23 protein-coding genes are annotated in these 24,061 nt (G+C 60.8%); 14 read left to right on the plus strand and 9 right to left on the minus strand.

Going from position 1 to position 24,061, the window contains the following annotated elements; genetic code table 11:
- Positions 1–61 precede the first annotated feature (61 nt).
- Together PQR67_RS05655 and PQR67_RS05660 are read right to left on the minus strand one after the other, a co-directional pair.
- Positions 62–463 carry a hypothetical protein gene (locus PQR67_RS05655; RefSeq protein WP_408455609.1) on the minus strand — a complete coding sequence of 134 codons (402 nt, stop codon included), beginning with the start codon at positions 461–463 and terminating at the stop codon, positions 62–64.
- A gap of 81 nt (positions 464–544) precedes the next feature.
- Complete coding sequence (locus PQR67_RS05660; protein ID WP_408455612.1) at positions 545–1,414, minus strand: alpha/beta hydrolase; 870 nt, start codon at positions 1,412–1,414, stop codon at positions 545–547.
- A 150-nt stretch (positions 1,415–1,564) separates the two neighbouring features.
- Here PQR67_RS05660 and PQR67_RS05665 point away from each other — a divergent pair, with 150 nt between their 5' ends.
- Positions 1,565–1,813 carry a hypothetical protein gene (locus PQR67_RS05665; protein ID WP_408455614.1) on the plus strand — a complete coding sequence of 83 codons (249 nt, stop codon included), beginning with the start codon at positions 1,565–1,567 and terminating at the stop codon, positions 1,811–1,813.
- 92 nt (positions 1,814–1,905) lie between these two features.
- Entirely contained in the window at positions 1,906–2,136 is a 231-nt protein-coding gene (locus PQR67_RS05670; protein WP_408455617.1) for a hypothetical protein, read from the plus strand.
- 39 nt (positions 2,137–2,175) lie between these two features.
- Here the strand turns inward: PQR67_RS05670 and PQR67_RS05675 are convergent, their stop codons facing one another.
- The gene (locus PQR67_RS05675) at positions 2,176–3,114 is read right to left on the minus strand and encodes a helix-turn-helix domain-containing protein (RefSeq protein WP_408455620.1); all 939 of its coding nucleotides are present in this window, start codon (positions 3,112–3,114) and stop codon (positions 2,176–2,178) included.
- An 81-nt stretch (positions 3,115–3,195) separates the two neighbouring features.
- Here PQR67_RS05675 and PQR67_RS05680 point away from each other — a divergent pair, with 81 nt between their 5' ends.
- The 4 genes from PQR67_RS05680 (at position 3,196) to PQR67_RS05695 (ending at position 7,515) form a co-directional block, all read left to right on the plus strand.
- Entirely contained in the window at positions 3,196–4,623 is a 1,428-nt protein-coding gene (locus PQR67_RS05680; protein ID WP_408455623.1) for a cytochrome P450, read from the plus strand.
- Between the two features lie 198 nt (positions 4,624–4,821).
- On the plus strand, positions 4,822–6,060 hold the full coding sequence (locus tag PQR67_RS05685) for a serine hydrolase domain-containing protein (RefSeq protein WP_408455626.1): 1,239 nt from the start codon (positions 4,822–4,824) through the stop codon (positions 6,058–6,060).
- 93 nt (positions 6,061–6,153) lie between these two features.
- On the plus strand, positions 6,154–7,095 hold the full coding sequence (locus PQR67_RS05690) for an aldo/keto reductase (RefSeq protein ID WP_408455629.1): 942 nt from the start codon (positions 6,154–6,156) through the stop codon (positions 7,093–7,095).
- 36 nt (positions 7,096–7,131) lie between these two features.
- A complete protein-coding gene (locus PQR67_RS05695; RefSeq protein WP_408455632.1) occupies positions 7,132–7,515 on the plus strand; it encodes a nuclear transport factor 2 family protein in 384 nt (127 codons plus the stop codon).
- Between the two features lie 136 nt (positions 7,516–7,651).
- On the opposite strand, the gene PQR67_RS05700 is transcribed toward PQR67_RS05695, so the two are convergent.
- The gene (locus tag PQR67_RS05700) at positions 7,652–8,425 is read right to left on the minus strand and encodes an SDR family oxidoreductase (protein ID WP_408455635.1); all 774 of its coding nucleotides are present in this window, start codon (positions 8,423–8,425) and stop codon (positions 7,652–7,654) included.
- Between the two features lie 132 nt (positions 8,426–8,557).
- Here PQR67_RS05700 and PQR67_RS05705 point away from each other — a divergent pair, with 132 nt between their 5' ends.
- From PQR67_RS05705 to PQR67_RS05715, 3 genes are all read left to right on the plus strand, one after another.
- Positions 8,558–9,466 (plus strand): LysR family transcriptional regulator, encoded by a 909-nt coding sequence (locus PQR67_RS05705; RefSeq protein WP_408455638.1) that lies wholly within the window; start codon positions 8,558–8,560, stop codon positions 9,464–9,466.
- Between the two features lie 318 nt (positions 9,467–9,784).
- On the plus strand, positions 9,785–11,131 hold the full coding sequence (locus PQR67_RS05710) for a sensor histidine kinase (protein WP_408455641.1): 1,347 nt from the start codon (positions 9,785–9,787) through the stop codon (positions 11,129–11,131).
- On the plus strand, positions 11,128–12,156 hold the full coding sequence (locus tag PQR67_RS05715) for a response regulator (RefSeq protein ID WP_408455643.1): 1,029 nt from the start codon (positions 11,128–11,130) through the stop codon (positions 12,154–12,156). The genes PQR67_RS05710 and PQR67_RS05715 overlap by 4 nt, the downstream gene beginning before the upstream one ends.
- Before the next feature lie 19 nt (positions 12,157–12,175).
- On the opposite strand, the gene cqsA is transcribed toward PQR67_RS05715, so the two are convergent.
- On the minus strand, positions 12,176–13,468 hold the full coding sequence (gene cqsA / locus PQR67_RS05720) for an alpha-hydroxyketone-type quorum-sensing autoinducer synthase (protein ID WP_408455646.1): 1,293 nt from the start codon (positions 13,466–13,468) through the stop codon (positions 12,176–12,178).
- Positions 13,469–13,712: 244 nt separating this feature from the next.
- Here cqsA and PQR67_RS05725 point away from each other — a divergent pair, with 244 nt between their 5' ends.
- Positions 13,713–14,180, plus strand: coding sequence for a GNAT family N-acetyltransferase (locus PQR67_RS05725; RefSeq protein ID WP_408455649.1), 468 nt, complete (start codon positions 13,713–13,715; stop codon positions 14,178–14,180).
- Between the two features lie 43 nt (positions 14,181–14,223).
- Here PQR67_RS05725 and PQR67_RS05730 read toward each other — a convergent pair whose 3' ends face one another.
- Positions 14,224–15,147: a LysR family transcriptional regulator gene (locus PQR67_RS05730; protein WP_408455651.1), complete on the minus strand. Its 924-nt coding sequence runs from the start codon at positions 15,145–15,147 to the stop codon at positions 14,224–14,226.
- A 138-nt stretch (positions 15,148–15,285) separates the two neighbouring features.
- Between PQR67_RS05730 and PQR67_RS05735 the strand changes: the two genes are divergently transcribed.
- A complete protein-coding gene (locus PQR67_RS05735) occupies positions 15,286–16,050 on the plus strand; it encodes an SDR family oxidoreductase (protein ID WP_408455654.1) in 765 nt (254 codons plus the stop codon).
- Positions 16,051–16,057: 7 nt separating this feature from the next.
- Here the strand turns inward: PQR67_RS05735 and PQR67_RS05740 are convergent, their stop codons facing one another.
- Both PQR67_RS05740 and PQR67_RS05745 read right to left on the minus strand, forming a co-directional pair.
- Positions 16,058–17,185, minus strand: a complete 1,128-nt coding sequence (locus PQR67_RS05740; protein ID WP_408455656.1) for a methyl-accepting chemotaxis protein — start codon at positions 17,183–17,185, stop codon at positions 16,058–16,060.
- Positions 17,186–17,461: 276 nt separating this feature from the next.
- On the minus strand, positions 17,462–18,346 hold the full coding sequence (locus PQR67_RS05745; RefSeq protein ID WP_408455659.1) for a LysR family transcriptional regulator: 885 nt from the start codon (positions 18,344–18,346) through the stop codon (positions 17,462–17,464).
- Positions 18,347–18,425: 79 nt separating this feature from the next.
- Between PQR67_RS05745 and PQR67_RS05750 the strand changes: the two genes are divergently transcribed.
- Positions 18,426–19,727, plus strand: a complete 1,302-nt coding sequence (locus PQR67_RS05750) for an aspartate aminotransferase family protein (RefSeq protein ID WP_408455662.1) — start codon at positions 18,426–18,428, stop codon at positions 19,725–19,727.
- Positions 19,728–19,796: 69 nt separating this feature from the next.
- Positions 19,797–21,059 carry an SGNH/GDSL hydrolase family protein gene (locus tag PQR67_RS05755; RefSeq protein ID WP_408455665.1) on the plus strand — a complete coding sequence of 421 codons (1,263 nt, stop codon included), beginning with the start codon at positions 19,797–19,799 and terminating at the stop codon, positions 21,057–21,059.
- An 80-nt stretch (positions 21,060–21,139) separates the two neighbouring features.
- Here PQR67_RS05755 and PQR67_RS05760 read toward each other — a convergent pair whose 3' ends face one another.
- Positions 21,140–22,036: a LysR family transcriptional regulator gene (locus tag PQR67_RS05760; RefSeq protein ID WP_408455668.1), complete on the minus strand. Its 897-nt coding sequence runs from the start codon at positions 22,034–22,036 to the stop codon at positions 21,140–21,142.
- 165 nt (positions 22,037–22,201) lie between these two features.
- Here PQR67_RS05760 and PQR67_RS05765 point away from each other — a divergent pair, with 165 nt between their 5' ends.
- Positions 22,202–23,779, plus strand: a complete 1,578-nt coding sequence (locus PQR67_RS05765; protein WP_408455671.1) for an MFS transporter — start codon at positions 22,202–22,204, stop codon at positions 23,777–23,779.
- Positions 23,780–24,061 lie beyond the last annotated feature (282 nt).

Below are 24,061 nucleotides of genomic sequence, written 5' to 3' on the forward strand. Positions count from 1 at the left end.
TTTGCCAGCGCTCGAGCCAGACGATCCGGCAAAATCACCATCGCTTGGCGCCGTGAAGCATTCACTCCTCGCAGCGCACATCCTGCTTTCGCACAACGATAATCACCGGGTACGTCCCGTGGTCGAGTTCCACGCGCGCGACCACGGCCATTGTCGCGTTGTCGACGTCGTCGTACACGCTGACCTTTTCATTCCGAAGATTTGTGACACCGGTACAACCCGATGCGCGGCCCTCGTCGGAAACCTTGCATTGGATCGGGTTGTCCGCAAGGTAGCGATATCTGTCTCTGTCGGGGGTCGCAAGATATTCGCTGAAGCTCTGTGCGGCGCCACCAATGCCGGTGACATACCCAATAGCGCACTGCATCTTGGGCGTATCGCTGCTCCCGGATGTTTGGGCTATCGCGGCCGCGCTTGCGGTCGCGATGACCGCCGCGAATGTCGATGCAAGAAGGAGTTTCATGGCGCAAATCACTGTGTTCGGATCGAAGTGCTGGATTGTAATGGGATCTTGTCCAGGAGAGCGGATAGCTGGGCTGGCCCGCTAGTGCGGCAGGGCTGCGACTGAAGCCGGATCCTGGAGCCATCGCGAGACAGCGGACAGCACCTGCGCCTCGATGCCAAGAAAACCATGTGGCGACTTCGCTCCGCATTCATTGGCGCGCGCCCCGCCGTGCTCACTGCTCGATACGGCCAGGAACTGCAGCCGGTTGTCCTCAGCGAGCGCGCGGGCCGCGCTAAATGGTGAAACGCGACATCCGTCGTTTTCATTCGACACCACCAGGACCGGCGTAGCACCGACGTTCCAGTGCATACCTGAAAGCCCGGACTCGCCACGCGAGGCGATCGTGACGGGCGAGGTCAGAACATACGCGTCGGCCAGTTGCGGTTCCCGTTTGAGCAGGTTGCCAACTGAAATCGTGCCCCGGCTGGTACCTACGAGCGCGATCTTTGCGTCAGGAAAACGTTGCCTGAGCGCGGCGACCACGACGTGTAAGTCCTGAGCGTGAGCGTCGCTCAGACGGAACGCGTCATTCATACCGGATGATTGATCCGAAGGCGCGTCGACAATGACACTCGCATCGCCTACGGACGTCCAATAGCCGGCGGTCCGGATAAGGAAATTTGCTTGCATTGCCGTGGGGCCGGCCTCATGGAGGCCGACCGCGCCTTGATCTCCAGCAAACAGCAGGATGATCCATGGCGGTGCGCCGGCGGGCTTATCGATGAAGACTGCCTGGGTTTGAGACTCTCGTACAGGTACTTGCAGCAGTTCACCCGAATACGCCGGCAGAGCGGCTGTGACCGTGCATGCGAACGCGCAGACAGGGGCCGCAAATTTAAGCAACGGTTTCCACAGTCTGTTGGCGAAACAGGTTACGGGTCTTGCTCGTGTCGATTTCCGATCGCGCATTTTGAGGGCCGCCTGATTGTTCGATTCACAGGATACGTGAATCGCCTAAGAGACGCAGCAGCAATAACCGTCAAGGAAGCAGGCCGCTTCACGTGCAACAATCGGGGATGTGCAGAATTTTTCCCACCATCCGCGCTACAGGATCACCCAATGTCATCTGAGCATAAGTACTGGTTTCCCGCAAAACGCTACGGCTGGGGTTGGGGTTTCCCGTCACGTTGGCAAGGATGGGTCGTGTTGATCGTGTACATTGCGCTGATGTGTCTGGATGCATACCGTTTCCCTCCGGATCGGGAGCCTGTCACTTTTGCGCTCGTTGTCGTGCTATTGAGTGCCGCCCTTCTGGCCATATGCTGGCTCAAGGGCGAGCCGCCGCGCTGGCGGTGGGGCAAAGACTGAGTCCTGGCGGTCGCCGAATGACAGCAAGCAGTTCGCACCAGATCGATTCGCAGCCGCACGCAACGTATTCATCCATCTCAGGAGTGAGCGAAATGCTTGTCCATATTTTTCGGGGACCCGGTCGCGTGTTCGGTTTTACGGCAGACGCCACGGCGGCGAATCTGCCGGCAAGGTTCGCTCCGTGGGTTTCATTCAGATCGGTGGAGCTGAGCCGGGATAAACCGACGCCAGGTGTTGACTCGGGTGAGTGTCTCGACGACATCGAGAAGCACGGATTTCACGTCACCGATGCTCATATTCGCATTACTGACCAGGTTGTTTGAGGCGATCCCGCCACGGTAGACCGGCTAGATCGGCGCGGGTCATACCCATAACCGGTACATCCAGAACGACTCGTCTTCGATAAAGCGTTGTGCGAACTCGCTCGGCGAGAAGCCCGTGATGCGCTTCACCGCACGGCTAAGGTGAGCCTGGTCGGCAAAGCCCTCGTCGTGAGCAAGCGCGGCCCAATTGAATGCTTGTCCTGCTTCGTATTGCTCTCGTGCAGCGAAGAACACGCCCTCTGTTTTCACAAGCGATTGCCACTCACGCAACGATCGCCCACTGTACGATTTGATGCGGCGCTCCACCTGACGCGGACTATGCGTTTGCCGCCATTCACTGGCTTGCCTCGCGAGGCGCCCGACCCAGTGACGGCCGGCCTGGCGTAGCGATTCAATGGCGGAGCTGCGCCCGCGAACCGTCAGCCAGCGCGGCGCGAGATGCTGCTCCAGCGCCGCCAGCGTGGCTGCGTCATCGTCGGCGTTGAGCAATGCGTCGAGGAACGGTCGCCAGGCATCGCCGAGCAGGTCGGGAGCAGAAAGAAAACGATCGTGAACGGCGGATAGATCGACGCCCAGTAATGCCTGAGCTGCGTCTGCGGTGAAGCACAGCATGCCGCCGTGTCCGGTTGTCGGCGCCCAGCTTGCGCTCGGGCTGGACTGACTGCCCGAAAGGATGACGGCTGTACCGAACGGCCGCCACAGCGGGCCATTGGGGGTCGCTTCCACGAGCCCCGCGTCGAGCTCCCGGTACCAGGACAGGCAAACGAGCGGCGACGCTGGAAAGTGGTTTAAACGCTGCGCGTCATTCAACTCGAAGCCGCGCGTGTCCCGGCAGACGATTGCCACGACCGCGTCTTGCAAGGCAGGCGGTGGGAGATACAACCGTGAGCGAGGGCTCTCGCCGCCGTCGAGCACTCGGGGAGCCCGGTCGGCCAGGGCGGGGCACGGCGGCAGCGTGGATATCGGATTGGCGGACATGGCCGGAAAGTATAGCGTGCGTGTCTGTCGGCGTCGTTTGCGTTCAAGACATGCTTTCCGTCCGCATGGACAATGCAGCGCATGGATACCCGACCTTCATCTCATTGCCCATTCCACGCGGACACGCAGCAGCCCGCGCCTGTACGACATCCACTCGGCGTCTGGCCGCCCGGGCCGCATGCGGCCCTGACCGGCTGGGGATTTCTGCGCCGCATGTCGCGCGATTTGCTCGGCGCGCTGGCCGAATGGCGGCAGGCGTTTGGCGACGTGGTGCATCTGCGTCTCTGGCCGGAGCATGCGATCGTGGTCGCCGATCCGCAACTCGTGCGCGAGCTGCTGGTGACGCATCACGATTCGCTGCGCCGCTGGGAGCGGGCCACCCATGTCTTTGCCCAACTGCACGGACACAGCGTGCTGATCGCCGAGGGCGACGCGTGGCGCGACAAGCGGCACGCGCTGCAGCCGAGCTTCACCCCGAAGGCCGTGCAGACTTTTGTTTCGACCATCGCCGCCGCGGCCGATAACGCACTCGCGCAGTGGCCGGCTAGCGATCGCCACTGGCCCATCGAAAGCGCGCTGACATCCCTGACCATGGACGTCATCTTGCGCATGACGTTCTCGGATGAAATCGGCGAGGACGCGCGAGACGTTGAGAAGGCCATGCGCACGACCAGCGAGGCGGCCAATGCCGAGTTCTATTGGCCCGCGAGTTCGCCCGACTGGGTGCCCTGGAAACGCGGCAAGCGACAAAGCCTTGCGGTGCTCAAGGGTTTGATCGATCGCCATCTTCAGGCTCGCATGAGCTCACCGGAAGACGCCTGGCCCGACGACCTGTTGTCCCGTCTTCTGCGATTGCATCGGGACGATCCGCGGACGTGGCCGTTGGCGGCGGTGCGGGACGAATGCATGACGACCTTCCTCGCCGGGCACGAGACCACGGCGGGGACGCTGATCTGGTGGGCGTGGTGCATGGCGTCGAACCCGGCGGCCCAGGCCGCCGCGCGTCACGAAGTCGAGACAGCGCTGAGCGGCGGCACGCCGACGACGGACACCCTGCCATTGCTGCGTTACCTGACGCAAACCATCGAGGAAACGCTGCGCCTTTACCCCGCTGCGCCCGTTCTGATCAGCCGTCGCGCGTCGGGGCCGATCGCCTTGGGTGATTGGCAATTCCCCGCCGGCACGCTGTTCATGCTGCCGGTTCAACTATTGCATCATGACCCGCGGTGGTTCCCTGAGCCGGCGGCCTTTCGACCCGAACGTTTTGCCGCCGACGCAGCGCGAATTCCGCGCGGCGCCTATCTGCCTTTCGGCGCGGGTCCACGCGTTTGCCTTGGGCAACATCTGGCCATGGCTGAGATGACGGTCATCGCGGCCATGATCCTGCAGCGCTTTACCCTGTCGGTTCCCGATGGAATGGCGCATCCGAATCCCGTCATGAACGTCACCCTGCGGGCAGATCAGCCGGTGCATCTGGCACTCGCGCCGGCTAACGCTGGAGCAAGCTGATATGCAGCGGTATGGTCGATGATCGACAGGAGCGCGATCGAAGCATCGTCGAAGCTCAATCGTAATCGGGCAGCACAGTCGTGCACCTGGCGCGACGGGCGCACCGACGAGAGTCAACCAGATTATTGCTCAGCCGTTTAGTGAGAACCGGTGTCGCAGCTGGCACCTGTCTCCCTCAAATGAGAAAGGAGCTGTGCAATGCTGCAAAGCGTTAAGGTAGCCATAGGCTGCATTCTGGCGTTGTCATGTGTGGTGGCGCAGTCGGGCCCGGTCTTCTCCGACACCGGATATGCTGCCGACGCTTACGGCGCCGCGGACCACTATCCGCTACCCGTACCCGGCAAGGCGAGAACACAAAAGCAGTTCGTCGGCTATTACACGCACTACGACGAAGTCCATCCAGGCGATCCGATTGCCCGGGCCGGTGCGCCGTCCATACTCAAGACCTCTGAGCACGAGTTGACGCTGACGTACCCGTACGGCGCCGGCTATCGCACCGTCAACGATTATCTCGATCGCAACCCGGTGACCGGCTTGCTGATCGCGCGCGGCGACACCATCCTCTACGAGCATTATCGCTACGCCCGGAAAGACACCGACCGGTTCATGTCGCAATCCATGGCGAAAACCATCGTCGGGATGCTGATCGGTATCGCCCTATCAGAAGGGGCAATCCACTCGATCGACGATCTTGCGGATGTCTATGTGCCGGAGTTGGCTGACAATCCTTACGGCCAAACTTCGATTCGCGACCTGCTGCATATGTCTTCCGGTGTCCATTTCTTTGAAGACGACAATCCTGGCGATGATCGCGACAAGCTGGGGCGCGATCTTTTCAGCCCGAACGGCGCAGGCGCTATCGAAGCCGTCAAGCGCTTCGATAAACGCGAACGTGCAGCCGGCACCCATTTCAGTTACGCAAGTATCGAAACGGAAGTGCTTGGTCTCGTCTTGAGCCATGCAACCCATATGTCAGTGGCGCAGTACGCGAGCGAGCGCATCTGGAAGAAGATGGGCATGGAGTCGGATGCTTCATGGGGAAGCGACTCGACCGGGCAGGACATTACGTTTTGCTGCGTAAACGCTACGTTGCGTGATTGGGCGAGACTTGGACTGATGCTCGCGTACGACGGCAAGTGGAACGGCAAGCAGATCGTCCCGCGCGATTGGGTGCTACAGGCGACGACCGTCGCGTCGCCCGGTAGCTTTCTTGCCCCAGGTAAGGCCAACCCGATTTTCGGCTACGGGTATCAGGTCTGGATATTGCCGGGCGATCACCGCATGTTCGCGCTGCAAGGAATGGATGGTCAACGAATCATTGTCGATCCACGCTCGAAGCTTGTACTGGTGCAAACAGCCGTGTGGACCAGCGATCACGATCCTGGTATGCGGGAAATCTACGCATTGTGGAACGCACTTGTTGCGCGGTACGGATAGACTTTTGTCCGCTGCCGCCCCGCATTCGTTTGCTACACTTGATCAAGCGTCGATCCTTTGTCGCAAAACATGAAGTAGTGCGGAGATGTCGCCATGATTGAGTCTTCCGATTTCCGGAGCAAAAAGATCGCGCTTAATCATGGAGACGGCCGTCTGCCCGCGCTCGGATTCGGCACGCTGATTCCCGATGCCGCGACCACGACCAGTGCGACCGGCGCCGCGCTGGAAGCCGGCTATCGACATTTCGATTGCGCCGAGCGATATCGGAACGAACGCGAAGTGGGCGAGGCTCTGCGGATAGGGCTTGCTGCCGGAGGGATCGCGCGCGAAGACCTCTTCATGACCACAAAATTGTGGAACTCCAATCATCGGCCCGAGCGTGTCGAGCCGGCCTTCGAAGCAAGTCTTGAAAGGCTCAAGCTCGACTATCTTGATCTCTATCTGATCCACACGCCGTTTGCATTTCAACCGGGAGACGAGCAGGACCCGCGCGATGAAAACGGCGATGTCATTTACGACAAAGGCGTGACTTTGCTGGACACGTGGAGCGCGATGGAAGCGCTCGTCGACCAGGGAAGATGCCGGGCCATCGGACTGTCCGACATCGGCCTGAACGAACTGCGGCCTCTTTATGAAGCGGCGCGAATCAAGCCGGCGGTGGTGCAGGTCGAGGCCCACCCGTATCTTCCGGAAACCGAACTTCTGGAATTCTGCAAAGAGAAAGACATCGTGTTCCTGGCTTTTGCGCCATTGGGTCACGGAATCCGGCCGGGGCCGCTCGAGGATCCAGTCGTCTTGCAGATCGCCGCGCGAATTGGACGGACGCCGGCGCAGGTACTGCTTGCCTGGGCGATCCAGCGTGGCGGGGCGTTGCTCACCACCCCTAAAACCGCAGTCCGCGCACGCGAGAATTTCGATGTCGCCGCACTCCCGGCAGATGCATTCGACGAGATTAACCGGATTGAGACGAGGCAGAGGTTCAACGAAGTCGTCAAGACAGGCAGCCCCGGGTTTATTCCTCGCCGTCCGCAATAAACATGGATAGATGTGAACGATATCCGGAGGCACCCCATGCACGAAGAAACCGTACGTGAAGCCCTGAATGCGCATTGGCAGGCGTCGGCGGCCGGCGATCTCGACGCGGAACACGCTATCTATGCCGACGACTCCATCTGTGACTATCCCCAATCAGGTGAACGAATCGTTGGGCGGGCTAATTTGCAGGCACTGCGGGGTCATCATCCAGATAAGCCGTCAGGTTTCGACGTCAAGCGAATTCAAGGAGAGGGGAATCTCTGGGTCACGGAATACAGCATCACCTATCAGGGGCGCGTGGCTTACACGGTAAGCATCATGGAGTTCCACGACGGCAAAGTCGTTCATGAGACCCAATATTTTTCGGATCCCTTCGAAGCGCCGGCCTGGCGAAGCCAATGGGTTCAGAAGATCGCGTGAAGTGGAAGCCGGCAATCAACGACATGCTTGCCGGGCATGACATCCAGCGTGCCTGTACCCGCGCTTGCAGTGAAACCAACCCTTGCGGCAAAACCAACCCCTCTCCTCGATCAGAAGAGAGGGGCCGTTCGCTCGCTTACAGGGTCGTATAACCGCCGTTGATCAGTATGGTCTGCCCCGTAATCCACCACCCGTCGCTGACCAGATGGCGGATGAAGGGCACCACATCCTCGATGTCGGTCAAACCGGTCTTGGAGAACGGCGAGAGAGCCGCGGCGGTCTTGTGATAAGCCACCGCGTCCGCGCCTTCGGCGGGATAGAAGAACGGCGTGTCCATGGGGCCTGGGCCGATGGCCGTGACGGAGATGCCACGCGCGCCGAATTCCTTGGCAGCGGCGCGTGTGAAATGCTCGACCGGCGCCTTGGTGCCTGCATAGGCAGCATAAAACGGCGTGAATGCGCCAAGCAGCGACGTGACGAGCGTGACGATCTTGCCATTGTCGTTGACGTGCTTGCCTGCCTCTTTGAGAAAGAAAAACGCAGACTTGGAATTCACCGCCGTCATTTCATCGTATTCGGCTTCGGTGATGTCGACGAACGGCTTCTTCAATACCTTGCCTACCGTATTGATTGCAATATCAGGGCGGCCAACCGCAGCGACGACATCCGCAAACAGCTTCTCGACCGCGCCGGCCGAGGTCAGATCGGCCTGGAATGCGACTGCCATGGCGCCAGCCGACCTGATCGCGGCAAGCGTCTCGTCCGCCGCGCCCTTCGAACTCGCGCTGTTGTAATGGATCGCGACCGCCTTGGCGCCCTGGGCGGCGAGATCACGTGCAACCAATCCACCGAGATTTTTCGCGCCGCCCGCAATGACAACGGTTTTGCCTTTGATGCTGTGGTTTGCCATGGTTCATCCCCAGTGCCGAAGCCGCCCGATGCAGCCTCTCGTCCTGCTGGATGATATATTCCAGAAAAATCATTTAAACCTACTGTTTCTGACATCACTGGTCAGAAAAGTCGAACAGTGGTGGGAGTGAACGTGGATCGGATTGACCTGTTTCGCGTTTTCACGCGGGTTGTCGAATGTGCGAATTTCACGCGCGCGGCGGACACGCTCGGCTTGCCGCGCTCGTCGGTATCCGCGGCGATCCAGGAGCTGGAAGGACGGATCGGCGCCCGCCTGCTGCATCGGACAACGAGGAAAGTGTCGCCGACGCAGGACGGCGCCGCGCTCTATGAGCGTTGCCTGCGCCTGATCGCCGATGTCGAGGAGACCGAGAACCTGTTCCGGCAGACGTCGGTAGGGCCGGGCGGCATGCTGCGCGTCGACGTGCCGGGCCGCATAGGCCGGCTGATCATCGCCCCCGCGCTGCCGGAATTCCTCCTCGCCTACCCGAAAATCGATATCGCGCTCAGCCTGACCGATCGCACGATCGACCTTGTCGAAGAAGGCGTCGACTGCGCGCTGCGCGTAGGCAAACCGCAGGATTCCGGCATGATCGCGCGTCCGATTGGCAATCTGCCGCTGATCAATGTTGCGAGCCGTCTTTACCTGTCTCGTCACGGTACGCCTTCCACGCCCGGCGACATGACCAGCCATCAGGTCGTTCAGTATGCGTCGCCCTCGAGCGGCCGTATCGCGCTCTGGGAATGGCTCGACGGCGAGACGGTAAGAACGGTGACAACGCAGGGGCGCGTGAGCGTCAACAGCGCGGAGGCGTACATCGCATGCTGCCTTGCAGGACTCGGCTTGATCCAGATTCCGGCCTACGATGTGCAGCAGCATCTGCGTGCGGGAGAACTGATCGAGGTGATGCCCGAATACCGGGCTGCGCCAATGCCGATGAACTTGCTCTATCCGCATCGGCAACATCTGTCGCGCCGGGTTCAGGTGTTCGCCGACTGGCTCGACGCGCTGCTGAAAGGGCAACTCGCTTGCGAGTCTTAGCCCCAATCTCAGCCTCAGCAACGAATAGTCACTTGATTCGCTATGCATACATGCGCGCGCATTCTTTCCCGGGTGACAAGACGGCAGTACGCGGACAACCGTCGGCCAAGCGATTGAAGGCAATTATTTGCCGTGACATCGGCGTCGCCTTAGGTCAAGATTTGTGCTTAGGCCGTGGCAAATAACTTCGGCAGCTTGGTAAATTGGGGCAGACAAATGCGCGCGCCGCATAATCCAGATGATGCCGCGTAATGCATCAACAGTTTCAACGCCGGAACCTGGCCTGAGAGAGCCGGTAAATCTTTTATTCTGGAAATAATGCACGCAACGAGAAACCCTCCGCGGGGCGCCCGCACGGTGGTGCCGATCCGTCGATTCGTTGCCCAGGTGTTCGCTCCTGCCTTGCGAAACCTGCAATACGTGAGCCGCCGGATGCGCCCCTTCTCGATCATTGCGATCGTCGGCTTCCCGCTCTATTACTACATCTGGAACGATCTTTTCCCCCAGCCCTACGAAAACCTGCCGCTGCGGCTGATCGGCTCCGCGCTGTTTATTCCCATTGTATTTTCCGACCGCTGGCCGTCGTGGGCGAAAAAGCTCATGCCGTACTACTGGTACGCGACCATCTTTTATTCGCTGCCGTTCTTTTTCACGTTCATGCTGTTGAAAAACAACGGCTCAAACGTATGGGTCGAAAGCGCGCTGATTGCCGCTTTCGTCATGGTGTTGTTGCTCGACTGGCTCATGCTGCTGCTCAATTTCCTGATCGGCATTGCGCTTGCGTACCTCGCTTATTGGGCAACAACCGACGTTGTCAATGTGAACTCGTCGTATCTTGTTCATCTGGCGATTTTTTCGTTTGCGATAGCGATCGGCGCCATCGCCAACTATGACACTGAGCGGATCCGGGTCGAGCAGGAACGGGCCATGCTCGCAACCGCCGGCAGCATTGCCCACGAACTGCGTACTCCGCTACTCGCCATTCGCGCGGGTGCCGCAGGACTCGGAAGCTATCTGCCCTTGCTACTCGAAACGTACGGCATCGCTCAGGACAGCGGGTTGCGCGTGCCCAAGATCCGCGCCGTTCACCTTCATTCCATGGACGGCGTACTCTCCCGCATTGAGCAGGAGGCGGTTCATTCCAATACCATTATCGACATGCTGCTCGCGAACGCACGGTTTACCGACGGGCATTCCCAGCAGGTCGCGGATTGCTCGATCAGGCAATGTGTGGAGACCGCGCTCGGCCGCTATCCGTTTCGCGAAGGCGAGCAGCAGCAGGTGCTCACGGATCTCATCAATGACTTCACGTTCGAGGGCTCGGGCATGCTGGTGGTCCATGTGCTCTTCAATCTGCTGAAAAATGCCTTCCGCGGCATGGCGGATGTCGACAGCGCCCTGATCTCGATCCGGCTTGCGCCTGGCGCGCGCGCGAACCAGCTCCTCTTTCGCGATACCGGTGTGGGCATCGCGCCCCATGTCCTTCCTCACATCTTCACGCGCTTCTACACGTCGTCGGCCGAAGCGGATGACGCCTCCGTCGGTACCGGCATCGGCCTCGCATTCTGTCGCGACGTCATGCGTGTAATGGGTGGTTCGATCGACTGTACGTCTATCGAGTCCGTGTATACCGAGTTTGTGTTGACCTTTCCCAAGCCATCATGATGGATACGATCAAACCATTCTATTTTCCGACGACCGTCACATTCGTCGACGACAGTTCGGCATTCCTGTCGAATCTGTGTCTGCAGCTCGAACCGAACCTTGCCTTCCGGCTCTTCAGTTCATCAAGGGAAGCGCTGCAGTTCGTGAATGAACGCCCGCGTCACGGTGCGCCCGAGGAGCAGATCTTCGCTCCGTACCGCGACCGAACCGACGAGGACGAGGCGCATCAGGTCATCGCAATGAGCGTCGACGCCGTGCGAAATCAGGTGTTCGACAACGACCGGTTTCAGGCGGCATCGGTTGTTGTGGTGGATTACGACATGCCGGGGCTGAATGGTCTCGAATTCTGCCGCCGCATAACGGACCCTGCTGTACGCAAGATCATGCTGACCGGAAAGGCGGACGAGCGTATCGCGGTGGAGAGCTTTAACGAAGGCATCATTCATCGCTTCATTCGCAAGCAGGACGCATCGGCGATCAGTGCTTTGAATCGCGCGGTGCGGGATATGCAGCATGCCTACTTCGATAACCGGTGTCAGTCCATCCTCGACACGCTGGTGACGTCGGAATATACGTTCTTGCGTGATGAAGCGCTGGGCGTGCGGGTGAGAGAACTCTTTGATTCGCTCGGTATTGTCGAGCATTACCTTTCATACTCGCCAAACGGGCTGCTCATGCTCGACGGTGTCGGCAAGTCCTATCTGCTGATTGTCCACACGGACGAAACGCTGCGGGGTGTGCGTGAAATAGCCAGCGTACAAGGCGCACCAGCGGCTTTTTTCGAAGCCCTGGACAGCGGCCGGAGCCTGCCGTACTTCTGGCAAACCAGCGGGTACTGTCCTGCGGACGGCGCTGCGTGGGAGAGCTATATGCACCCGGCAACGCAGTTTACGGGGCAACGAAATTACGGTTATACCGTGATTCCCAACCCACCCGGGTTCGATCTGAGCCATGTGCTGAGTTACGACCGCTACCTCGAATGGCTGGACCGCGACATACAGAAGACATGGAGTTCACGCGCGTGAACTCCATGTCGTGCCACTATCAGACCGCTAGTGCACTATCTGCCGTACTGTGCTCGTGACTGTGTCTGCGGGACGACAGCCGGTCGCCGCCGAGACGCCGGGTGGAAGGCCAACTGTCGAGCTCAACCTCGCCGCGGATGTCACGGCAAACGCTCACAATCCTTTCGATCTGGGCGTCGGTCAACGCAGCGTGGATCGACATGCGGATCAGCGCACGATTGCGCGCCGTTGCCGGTGCGCAAAACACGGAGCCGAAAACGCCCCGCGACTCTAATGCATCGCGTAACACGATCGTGCGCTGTTCCGTACCCGCTTCGAGCGCGATGATCTGGCTCTCGCTGGCATTCAGGTTATATCCAAGCTCCGTCAGCCGCTCCCGCAGCCAGGCGGCATTCGACGCCAGTCTCCTGCGCCGTCGGTCGGCACATTCGATTACCGAGAGCGTCGCGTCGAGTCCACTGATCTCATGGGGCAACAGCGTGGAACTGAAGATCGCCGGATTCGACTCGAATTTGAAATATTCCTGGAAACGGGCTGGGCAACTGATGAAGCCGGCTCGGCCGGCAAAAGCCTTCGCAAGACTAGCGGTACGGAACGCGACGCGAGACTCCAGTCCAAGTTCGACCACGAGTCCCGCTCCACCCGGACCATGCGTGCCGAGCGAATGCGACTCGTCGACCACGAACACGCACTCATGCCTGTCGCACACATCCGCGAACGCGACAAGCGGACATACGCTACCGTTCGTGCTGTAAATCGAATCGACCAGCACGACCCCTTGCCCGTATCGCATGATCTGCTGCTCGAGATGCGCCGCTTCGTTGTGCCTGAACGGTATCGGGACCGCGCCCGCACAGCGGATACCCTCCCACAACGACATGTGCGCCATCATGTCCACGTAGACGGGCGTTCGTGCCGAAGCGATCGACTGGATCAGCCCGATATTCGCCGCATAGCCGGACTGACATAGCACGCCCGCCTCTGCACGCATGAACGTCGCCAGCCGGCTCTCGAACTTCAACTGGGGGCAATCGCCGTGCAGGAAGATGCCCGACATCAACAGTCCGTTGCCGTCCGAGCGCAATGTTCTGCCCATGCTGCGAATGATGTCGGGGTGGCGCGCGATGGCGAGATAGTCGTTGCTCGACAGATGCAGCGCATCTCGTCCGGGAAGGCGGCCGCGCATGATGTGTCCGCCTCCCCACGTGTCCGTTACCCGCTCGCGGTAATATTGCTCGACGCGCGACGCCACAAAGGCAGGAAGCGATGGTGAGGATTGGTTCTTTCCCAAGCGGTCAAAAACGGCTTTCATTTTGGCTCCTTTAGGTTAGTTGCTGCCCGTAATGGACAGCAGACCCATAGTGAGCCACTCGTTTTTCCGTGTGTGTCATGCCATCGGCGTTGGCCGCCGTGCAGCGCACCGTTTTATTCATTCAGCATAAAATCGTGCGCGGCCAGAATCTTTCGTTCGACACGCATGCCGGAATCGCTGACAACAACTATCGCTTTCAGACTCGGAAGGCATAAGGCGACATACCGCTGATAAGGACAGTTAAGTGAACGTCACATTCGCAGGTACAACGCACAGCGATGCCGAGGCGCTAGTACAGATACGCATCGAGGCCATGCGGGAAAGTCTGGAACGTATTGGCCGCTTCGATCCCTTGCGGGCCAGAGATCGTTTCCTGTCGTCGTTTGATTCTGTGTTCTGCAGGTTCATCGTGGTCGATGGCGTATCGGTGGGCTTTGTTGTGGCGAAACCCGCCGACAATCATCTGGCGCTCGAGCACCTCTATATCCTCCCGGAACATCAGGGAAGGGGGATCGGCTCTGCGGTGCTCGACTCCCTCTTTGCCGACGCCGATTCCCGATCGATTACGGTCAAGGTTGGCGCGCTCCGGAATAGCGATTCAAACCGCTTTTATCAGCGGCATGGTTTCCTGAAGATTGAAGAAACGGAGTGGGACATTTACTACCTGAGAACCCCCGAAACGCGCGATAACCGTGACTCGCCGCCGACCTGATGCGCCGGGATACGTTCGAGGACATCTACGGGAAACCGATCACCTATGCGCGCTGATTGTCGGGCCGATCCCACGGCGGCACATCGCCGAACGCGTCGACCAGAAAATCGATCATCGTGCGTACCTTGGCGCTTACGTGCCGGCGGCTTGGGTACAGCGCGAGTACGTCGATGTCGGGCAAGCGATACTCAGGCAATACCTGAACAAGCGTGCCGGCGCGCAGGTCGTTGCCGACCAGAAACGTGGGTTGCCAGATCAGGCCTTGCCCGGCGAGTGCCGCCGCGCGCGCCGTATCGCCGTTGTTGGTATGCATGTGACAGTCGACCTTCACGGTATGAGTCTTGCGCGCGCGGTCGATCAGTTGCCACTCGTCGCCGGTGGCCGCATACGAGTAACCGATGCATCGATGCCCGATCAGGTCCGCTGGCGCCGCGGGGTATCCACAACGAGCCAGATAGGCCGGCGACGCACACAGAATGTTCCTCGATGTCGCCAGCTTGCGGGCGGCCTGGTTAGTCGAACCGGCGCGTGAGATGCGAATGGCGAGGTCATAGCCCTCGTCGACGATATCGACGACGCGGTCAATCAGCGCAACGTCGAGTTCCACTTCGGGATATTTGCGCATGAACTCGGGCCATAGCGGCGCCAGATGCAGAATCCCGAAGCTCACGGGCGCATTGATACGCAAGCGGCCGCGCGGTTCGATCGACGCAGATGAGACGAGCCCTTCAGTCTCCGCGACGTCGTCGAGAATCGATTTGCAGCGGGCGTAAAAGGTCTCGCCGCCCTCGGTGAGAGAAAGCCTGCGTGAGGTGCGATTCAGCAGGCGTGTGCCGAGATGCGCTTCCAACTCGTTCACGTAGCGGGTCACATTGGCGGGCGACGTCTCGAGCGCATCGGCGGCGCGTGTGAAGCTGCCGCGGCTCACCACCGTCACGAAGACTTCGAAAGCGCGCAACCGATCCATGTGCCTCTCCGATCATTCACAAATGCTGAATGATATACCCATGTTTTTCATCTTTCTGTACTGATGGCTGAAGTCTATAGTCCTTCTCATGGACCGGGGCACAGGGCACTGGTCAGCACACTACAGCAGGAGTTGAACATGCAACGCTTAACAGGAAAGGTCGCTATCGTGACGGGTGCCAGTGCGGGAATTGGCCGTGCCACGGCAAAACTGTTCGCTGCGGAAGGCGCAAAAGTGGTGATCGCGGCGCGCCGCGAAGCTGAACTTGAAACGCTCGCTGCCGAGATCGTCAGTGCAGGCGGCGAGGCCGCGTTTCTGGCGGGCGACGTGCAGTCAGAGGACTTCGCGAAGGCACTGGTCGCGCTCGCCGTCAGCCGCTTTGGCCGGCTTGACATCGCTTATAACAACGCCGGCACCTTGGGCGAAATGGGCCCGACCACGGGCGTGTCCGAGGCCGGCTGGTCGGCCGCATTGGCGACCAATCTGACGAGCGCGTTTTTGGGCGCGAAGCATCAGATCCCCGAGATGATCAAGCAAGGGGGCGGGTCGATCATCTTTACGTCGACTTTCGTTGGCTATTCCTTCGCCTTCCCGGGCACCGCGGCATACGCCGCGAGCAAAGCCGGGTTGATCGGGCTGACGCAGGCGCTGGCCGCCGAGTATGGACCGCAAGGTGTACGCGTCAACGCCATTCTGCCCGGCGCCGTGGACACGCCCATGTATCGCGGCATGAACGACACCGCTGAGTCGCAGGCCTTCGTGACCGGCTTGCATGCGCTCAAGCGGGTTGCTCGTCCGGAGGAACTCGCCCGCTCGGTGCTTTATCTGGCGTCCGATGACTCGTCCTTCGTGACCGGTACGGCTTCGCTAGTGGATGGTGGCGCATCGATTACGCGTACGTGACAACGGCTCAAGCCGGCGGCGATTGCACAATCACGCCGTACCACCCCAGGCCGCGATAGCTCTCGTAGCCTGGTGTGGCGGCAAACGATACGGTGCGCCCATCAGTTAGCGGATAAAAGCCCGCCGGCCGGCCATTGGTATTCAGACGGAATTGTTCATCGAGCACACCCTTGTCGTCCGAACTCGCAATCACGCGATGCTGCGCGTTGACGATCATGCAGCGCGTACGCCGCCATTCCTCGTCCGTGAGCCGTACGCCTTTCACAACAGCCGACGCTTGTGGCGCCCAATCGAAAAAGATCACCAGCGCACCGAGCGGCTTGCCATCGACCGCACCGTCTTCGCGGATTGCCGTCGCATAGGTTGCGATGTGCGCATGCTTCAGGAGCGCCAGTTCTTCGATATCACCCGCGATAAAGTCCGCACCCGAAGGCGTTTTCATCGCATCGCGAAACCAGCCGGCTTCAGCGACATTGCGGCCGTGCACCGCATACGTATCCGGCCGGCCGTTCGCGACGACATTGCCCGCCGCGTCGACGATCCATAGATCCCGGTACACGGTATAGCTATCGAGAATCACGGACAAACGGCGCGATGCGTACGCGCGCGTATCGGCACTCGTATTGGCGAGGCAATCGACCACCGCGGAATCGGTGGCCCACCAGCGCACATCGCATGAGCGCTCATACAGATTGCGGTCGATCACGTCGATCATGTTCAGTGCGAGATCGGCGCAACGCTGACCCTCGTGCGAACGCAGCCGCTCGATCATGCTGTCGCCGAGATCGGTTAGCCGGGTCAGCGAGCCGGCGAGTTCGCGATTGAGCACCGTGGTGATCTCACCGATTCGCGCCGACACATGCTTGACCTGATTCGCCACGACCGCGAAGCCGCGACCCGCATTGCCGGCGCGCGCCGCTTCGATCAAGGCATTGAGGGCGAGAAAAGTCGTCTCGCGATTGATGTCGTTGATATCGGAGATTTTTCCTGTCGCGAGTTTCCTGACGTGATGCGTCAGTTCGACGATTTCGAGCGGATTCGACATGGCTTGGCCCCCGTGGCTGAAAATTGTTGTGCTTACATAAAAGCAAGCATCGGGCCGGGTGGGTTCCACGGACGTTGCAGGCGTTGGCATGCACGTCGCAAACGTTTGGCGATGCGTGTCATGGTGCAGACACAATCACTATGACTGGCGACGCACCGGGCACGTGCATCGCCAGGAGCGAGGACGGAGGCACGCAGTCTCCGTTTGTCGCCCGCACTTGATCAATCGGCGGAATATGTCGTCGGTCTCACCCGTGCTTGCAAAGAAGGCCAATGCTTCAGCGGTCAAGGGATTGCCGGCGGCGGAAACCGGACGCCCGGCGATCGCGCGCTTGATGGGGGAGGGCGCGCCGGCGGCAATTCCGGATCACAGCAAGGGCAGCGTCAACCTGATGTGTTCCGCGAATGCCGTGATCAGATGGGAAGGACGCTTGCGCTCGAACTTCAGCGTGATGCCCACGCTGGGCAAAGCCGGAAGTCCGGGATCGCCATTGAGTATGCTGAGATCCGGGGCGACGGCAGTCTGTGTAATAACGGCGATGGCCTGCCCCGAGCGGACCAGCGCCGTGAGTCCGGCAAGGCTGCTGCTCGCATAGGCGATGCGGTAGGCCCTGCCGGCGCGTTGCAACGCTTCGCAGGCCGCCACGTGGTCGAGCATGTCTGGATCGGAGAGCGCCAGCGGCAAGGGGTCGAAGTGCGCGGAGTCCAGTCCCGGATAGCCTACCCAGACCAGCGGTTCGCGGCGAATGATGTCAGCATTCGGTGAGTCTTCAGGCAACGAGATCATCGCAAGGTCCAGCGCATGCATCTCCAGCTGTTCGAGCAATCGCGGAGTGGGCACGCACATGACCTCCACCAGCGCATGCGGGTGTTGGCGTGAGAACTGGCGCAGTAGATGCGGCAGAAAAACGGCGGCGTAGTCGTCCGGGCAGCCGAAGCGGATGGTCCCTGACAGCCCTTTGCCGGAAAGATCGGCCATCGCCTCGTCGTGCACACGCAGAATGCGCTGGGCGTGGATCAACAGGCGTTCGCCGGGATTCGTCAGCACGACACCGCGACCCGTGCGCTGGAACAGCGGCTGATCGACGATGTCTTCAAGCCGCTTCATCTGCTGACTCAGCGCCGACTGGGTCCGGCCGATCCGGCCGGCCGCACGGCTGAGCGCCCGGACTTCGGCGATGACGATAAACGAACGCAGCAGATCGATTTCGAGTGAAAGGCTCAAGATATTAGACTCGCTTCTAGCTTCCATAAGAAGTATTCGATTCTATGAAAGCAGAGAGCCATCTAGACTGCAAGCTATTCCAGCGATCCGTCCAGGGAGAAGCAAAGTGTCCGGGAACAATGACGCAGTTTTCTGGCGCAACGCCAGGCAGCACCTCATCCGCTATGGCGGCACCTTCGAGCCAATGATCATTGAGCGTGCCCAGGGCAGCTTTGTCTATGACGCGGACGGTCGCGCGATCCTGGATTTCACCTCGGGGCAGATGAGCGCGGTGCTCGGGCACAGCCATCCGGAAATCGTGTCGGTCATCAACGAATACGCCGGCAAGCTCGACCACCTCTTCAGCGGCATGCTTTCGCGACCGGTGGTCGATCTGGCGACCCGCCTGGCCGACATCACGCCCGACGGACTCGACCGGGCGCTGTTGCTCAGCACCGGCGCGGAGTCGAACGAGGCCGCCATCCGCATGGCAAAGCTGGTCACCGGCAAATACGAAATCGTCGGCTTTGCGCAGTCCTGGCACGGCATGACGGGCGCCGCGGCATCCGCTACCTACAGTGCCGGGCGCAAGGGTGTTGGTCCGGCGGCCGCCGGTTCCTTCGCGATCCCCGCGCCGTTCCTGTATCGGCCGCGTTTCGAGCGCAATGGTGAATACGATTACCTCGCGGAACTGGACTACGCCTTCGATCTCATCGATCGTCAGTCCAGCGGCAATCTCGCCGCGTTCATCGCCGAGCCGATCCTCAGTTCCGGCGGGATCATCGAATTGCCGCAAGGCTATATGGCCGCGCTGAAGCGTAAATGCGAGGAGCGCGGCATGCTGCTGATCCTCGATGAAGCGCAAACCGGCGTGGGACGCACGGGCACGATGTTCGCCTGCCAGCGCGATGGCGTCACGCCCGACATCCTCACCCTGTCGAAGACGCTAGGCGCCGGTCTGCCGCTCGCGGCCGTCGTGACCTCCGCACAGATCGAAGAGCGGGCTCACGAACTGGGTTACCTGTTCTATACGACTCATGTGTCCGATCCGCTGCCCGCCGCCGTCGGTCTGCGGGTGCTGGAGGTGGTCGAGCGCGAGGGACTGGTGGCGCGTGCCAATCTGATGGGCGAGCGGCTCAAGCGTGGGCTGCGGGATTTGATGGAGCGCTTCGAGTGCATCGGCGACATTCGCGGACGAGGGCTGCTGCTCGGCATGGAGATCGTCAAGGACCGCCGCACGAAGGAACCGGCGGACGGTCTTGGTGCGAAGATCACCCGCGAGTGCATGAATCTGGGGCTCAGCATGAACATCGTGCAGTTGCCCGGGATGGGCGGCGTGTTCCGCATCGCCCCGCCGTTGACGGTACACGAGGATGAGATCGACCTGGGCCTGGCACTGCTCGGGCAGGCGATTGAGCGTTCGCTATAAATCGCCGCGGTATTCATCGATGAGCGGCGAGCGGCCGGACTGCGCCTGAGCCACGCGACGTCAGTCTGCTTGCGAAAGCTGGAATACGTTCCCTTCCGGATCCTCGCCGTCACACATCAGTTGGGCAAAGCCGTATGCCCTCAACCAAAGATGACGAACGACCAGGACATCTTGATTACCACACGCATTAGCGAGGCGTTCCTGCGCGGTGCCCTGGAACTCGAGCAAACCGAACGCGGGGTGCTGCCGCACCGCCTGCCTGCCCGAGCGCGCGCTCAATGCGCGGACCCTCAGTTGGCGATGGCCGAGTCGCAACCCTCAGGAGTACGACTGGTGTTTCGCACCCAGGCGACGGACATCGAAATCGATGTTCTGCCGACACGGTACGTCTATGCGGGTGTCCCGCCACGGCCGGCCGGTGTGTACGACCTGCTCGTCGACGGCCGGCTCGTCCATCAGCGCAGCGCGGCCGGTGGAGACACCGTAACCATCGACATGGTCACCGGTACGGTTTCGAAGCAGTCCGGCGCGCCGGCCACTCTACGGTTTGCCGGCCTGCCCGGCCATGACAAGAAAGTCGAGATCTGGCTGCCGCACAACGAAATCACGGAGCTTGTCGCGTTGCGCTCGAACGCCCACGTCGAGCCTGTCAGCAACGAGGGGCGAAAAGTCTGGCTGCATCACGGCAGTTCGATCAGCCATGGCTCCAACGCAGCGAGTCCCACGTCGATCTGGCCCGCGCTTGCCGCTTCCCTCGGCGATGTGGAGCTGATCAATCTTGGATTCGGCGGTAGCGCGCTACTCGACCCCTTCACTGCTCGAGCGATGCGCGATACGCCTGCCGACGTGATCAGCATTAAGATCGGCATCAACCTCGTCAACACTGATCTGATGCGGCTGCGCGCTTTCACGCCGGCAGTGCACGGTTTTCTCGACACCATCCGGGACGGCCACCCCAGCGCGCCGCTGCTGGTCATCTCGCCGCTTTATTGCCCGATTCATGAAGACACGCCGGGCCCTGGCGCGTTCGATATGAATGCGCTGGCCGCAGGGAAGGTTTCGTTTCGGGCGACGGGGGACCCGGCCGAACGCAAGGCTGGAAAGCTGACCCTGACGGTCATCCGGGACGAGTTGCGGCGCGTCGTGCAGCAGCGGGCAGTGAGCGACCCGCATCTGCGCTATCTCGACGGACTGGAACTCTACGGTCAACAGGATTTCGCCGATCTGCCGCTTCCCGATCAACTTCACCCGGATGGGCCTGCGCATCGTCGCATTGGCGAGCGGTTCGCGAAGGTCGCGTTCGGCGGCGGAGGACTCTTTTCTGTTGAGTAACCGGCACGCTGGCTTCCGGAAAGGCTGGGCGAGCGGACTTTCAAGCGGGGGGCGTATGAATGTCCGGTGCCGGCGATGAATCAGCCGCCAGGAACCTTGAACAATTTCGCGCACATGAAATCGACGAACACGCGAAGCTTCGGCGACAACTGCCGACTTGATGGCCATAAGATCGAGAACTGTCCCGGGGCGATCCGATGCGCGTCGAGCAGCGTGGTGAGCATGCCTGTCGCGACTGCATCGCGTACCAGAAAATCCGGCATGTACCCGATGCCAAAACCCGCCATGACAGCCTCGCGCAGCGCCTCCATGTTGTTGCAGGTGATGGCCGTGCGCAAGTTCGCAGGCTCACTGCGATCCGCCAACAGCTCCCACGGCTGAAGCCTGCCTGTGGTGGGAAACCGGTAACGCACGCACGCGTGCTCTTCCAGGTCGTGCAGCGTGCGCGGCATGCCAGCTTGCGCAAGATAGCCCGGCGACGCGCACAGCATGAAGCAGAATGCGCCGAGACGGCGTGACATCAGACTCGAATCTGTCAGCGTGCCGCTGCGGATGACCGCGTCGAAACCGCCTTCGACAACATCCACGAGCCGGTCGTTGAAATCCAGATCAAGCTCGACATCGGGATAACGGCGCGTGAATTCCGGCAGCACGGGCAACAGGAATCGATAGCCGATCGCGGGGACGCTGATACGCAACTTGCCGCGTGGCGTTTGTGCGGCCTCCGAGAGCATGGCTTCGGCATCGCGCAGATCTTCCAGAATCCGGTGACAGCGATCGTAGAAGTGACGTCCCTCATCGGTGAGCGTGACCTTGCGCGTGGTGCGATGGAAGAGCCGCACGCCGAGCGATTGCTCGAGCTTCGCAATCGTCTTGCCAACCGCCGACGCCGAGATGCCGAGCTTGTGCCCGGCGGCGACAAAGCTAAGCGCCTCCGCCGTGCGCACAAACGCGACGATGCCGTTGAGGTTGTCCATCCCGTCCCGATGCCCGTACAGTCAATTGAATTAAGGAATTTAACTCCTTTATCAGCGGAATTTCACACGGTTTTTGTTTGATTGAATCCGAATTATCGTTGATCGCTCTACCGGGAGGCGCGCGCAGGAGGCGTCGCGCGGACCGGTTTCCTTTGGGGAGCGGTGATGAGCAAAACTTTTTCTTCCGTTTCGTTGAGACGGCCCGTCGCAATTCTCACGGCCGTTTGTCTCGCTGCGCTCGCGTTGCCGCTCAGCTTTTCGGCGGGGGCGCTGGCAACGCCCGCGATCGGCCGGGAACTCGCGGGTGGCCCGGTCGAAATGAACTGGATCGCGAACGCATTCATGCTGACCTTTGGCAGCTTGCTGATGGCGGCGGGCGCACTCGCGGACCGGTTTGGACGCAAGCGCCTGTTTGCGATCGGCGTCAGTGGATTCGCGCTGGTCTCGCTGCTGCTCGGCTTTGCGCCGTCGATCCTGGTTGTCGATCTGCTGCGCGCCGTGCAGGGTGTTGCCGCCGCAGCCGCGCTGGCGGGCGGGACCGCGGCCCTTGCACAGGAGTTCGATGGCCGCGCCCGCACTCGTGCATTCAGTCTGCTCGGTACGACCTTCGGGCTTGGGCTGGCATTCGGGCCGGTATTGGCGGGTGTCATGATCGAGCGCTTCGGCTGGCGAGCGATCTTCGCGACGGGTGCCGTGGTGGGTGTTCTCTCGCTGTTGTTCGGTGTGCCGCAGATGCGTGAATCGCGTGACCCGGATGCGCGGCGGATCGACTGGGCGGGAATCGCAACGTTCACCGGAGCATTGTCGTGCTTCACGTTCGGCGTGATCCAGTCCTCGGAGAGCGGCTGGTCGAACCCTCTCGTCGTCGGATTCCTGTTGGGCGCGGTAGTGCTGGCCGCCGCGTTCTGGGGGATCGAAACGCGCGTCGCGCGGCCCATGCTCGATCTGTCGTTGTTCCGCTATCCGCGTTTTGTCGGCGTGCAAGTGTTGCCGATCGCGACCTGCTACTGCTACATCGTGCTGCTCGTCGTGCTGCCGCTGCGTTTTGTCGGTGTCGACGGTTACAGCGAGATCGACGCCGGCTGGCTGATGCTCGCGCTGTCCGCCCCCATGCTGGTCGTGCCGCTCGCTGCCGCAACGCTGACGCGCTGGATGTCCGCCGGCGTCATCTCGGGCATCGGCTTGTTGATTGCCGCAGCCGGCCTGTGCTGGCTGACTATTGTGTTGCGCGACGGTGCGAGCCGCGCCGCGATCGCGCCCCTGTTGACAATCGGTATCGGTGCGGGGATGCCGTGGGGATTGATGGACGGTTTATCGGTGAGCGTCGTGCCGAAAGAGCGTGCCGGCATGGCGACCGGGATCTTCAGCACCACGCGTGTTGCAGGTGAGTGCATTGCACTTGCAACGGTCAGCGCGATTCTGGCCGTGCTCACGCAGACTCGCGTGCAGTCGATCGTCAACCCCCACGCCCTATCCGCCGCCGACGTGTCCGAAGCGGCGGCGCGTCTTGCAGCGGGCGATCTCGATCGCGCATCGGCGCTTCTTCCGCATGTCGCTCGTACGACGTTGCTGCACATCTATACCGATGCGTTCGGTCTTTTACTCGGGGGATTGACCGTCATTACGTTGTTGTGTGCAATTGCGGTGTTTGCGATTCTTGGCCGCGCTCGCGCCGACGACGATTCGTCGATGGATCGCGAGCGTCATGCCCGGATAATGACGAGTGATCGCGAACCTGCTTGACGTGTCGTCGATTCAGATAAAAAAAGCCGCAGACAATGCTGCGGCTAACAAACACACACGCCGGACGTTGGGGAACGCTGACGTGTTTCCTGATGCTATCGAAGCTTGCTGCACATGCAAATCAGGTGTTTTGTATGAAGCATCCGCCCGCCTTGCCGGACAGGCCTGTTGGCATGTCCCGGCGGGGCGGAAGTCGCGAAAAAACCACACAGGAGCGCGCATGGGTTGGAAAAGATAACCCAGCGCGCGCCGCGCGAAGACGAGTCGCATTGCCGTCGCCTG

This window comes from Paraburkholderia fungorum (assembly GCF_046026025.1).
Taxonomy (GTDB): domain Bacteria; phylum Pseudomonadota; class Gammaproteobacteria; order Burkholderiales; family Burkholderiaceae; genus Paraburkholderia; species Paraburkholderia fungorum_E.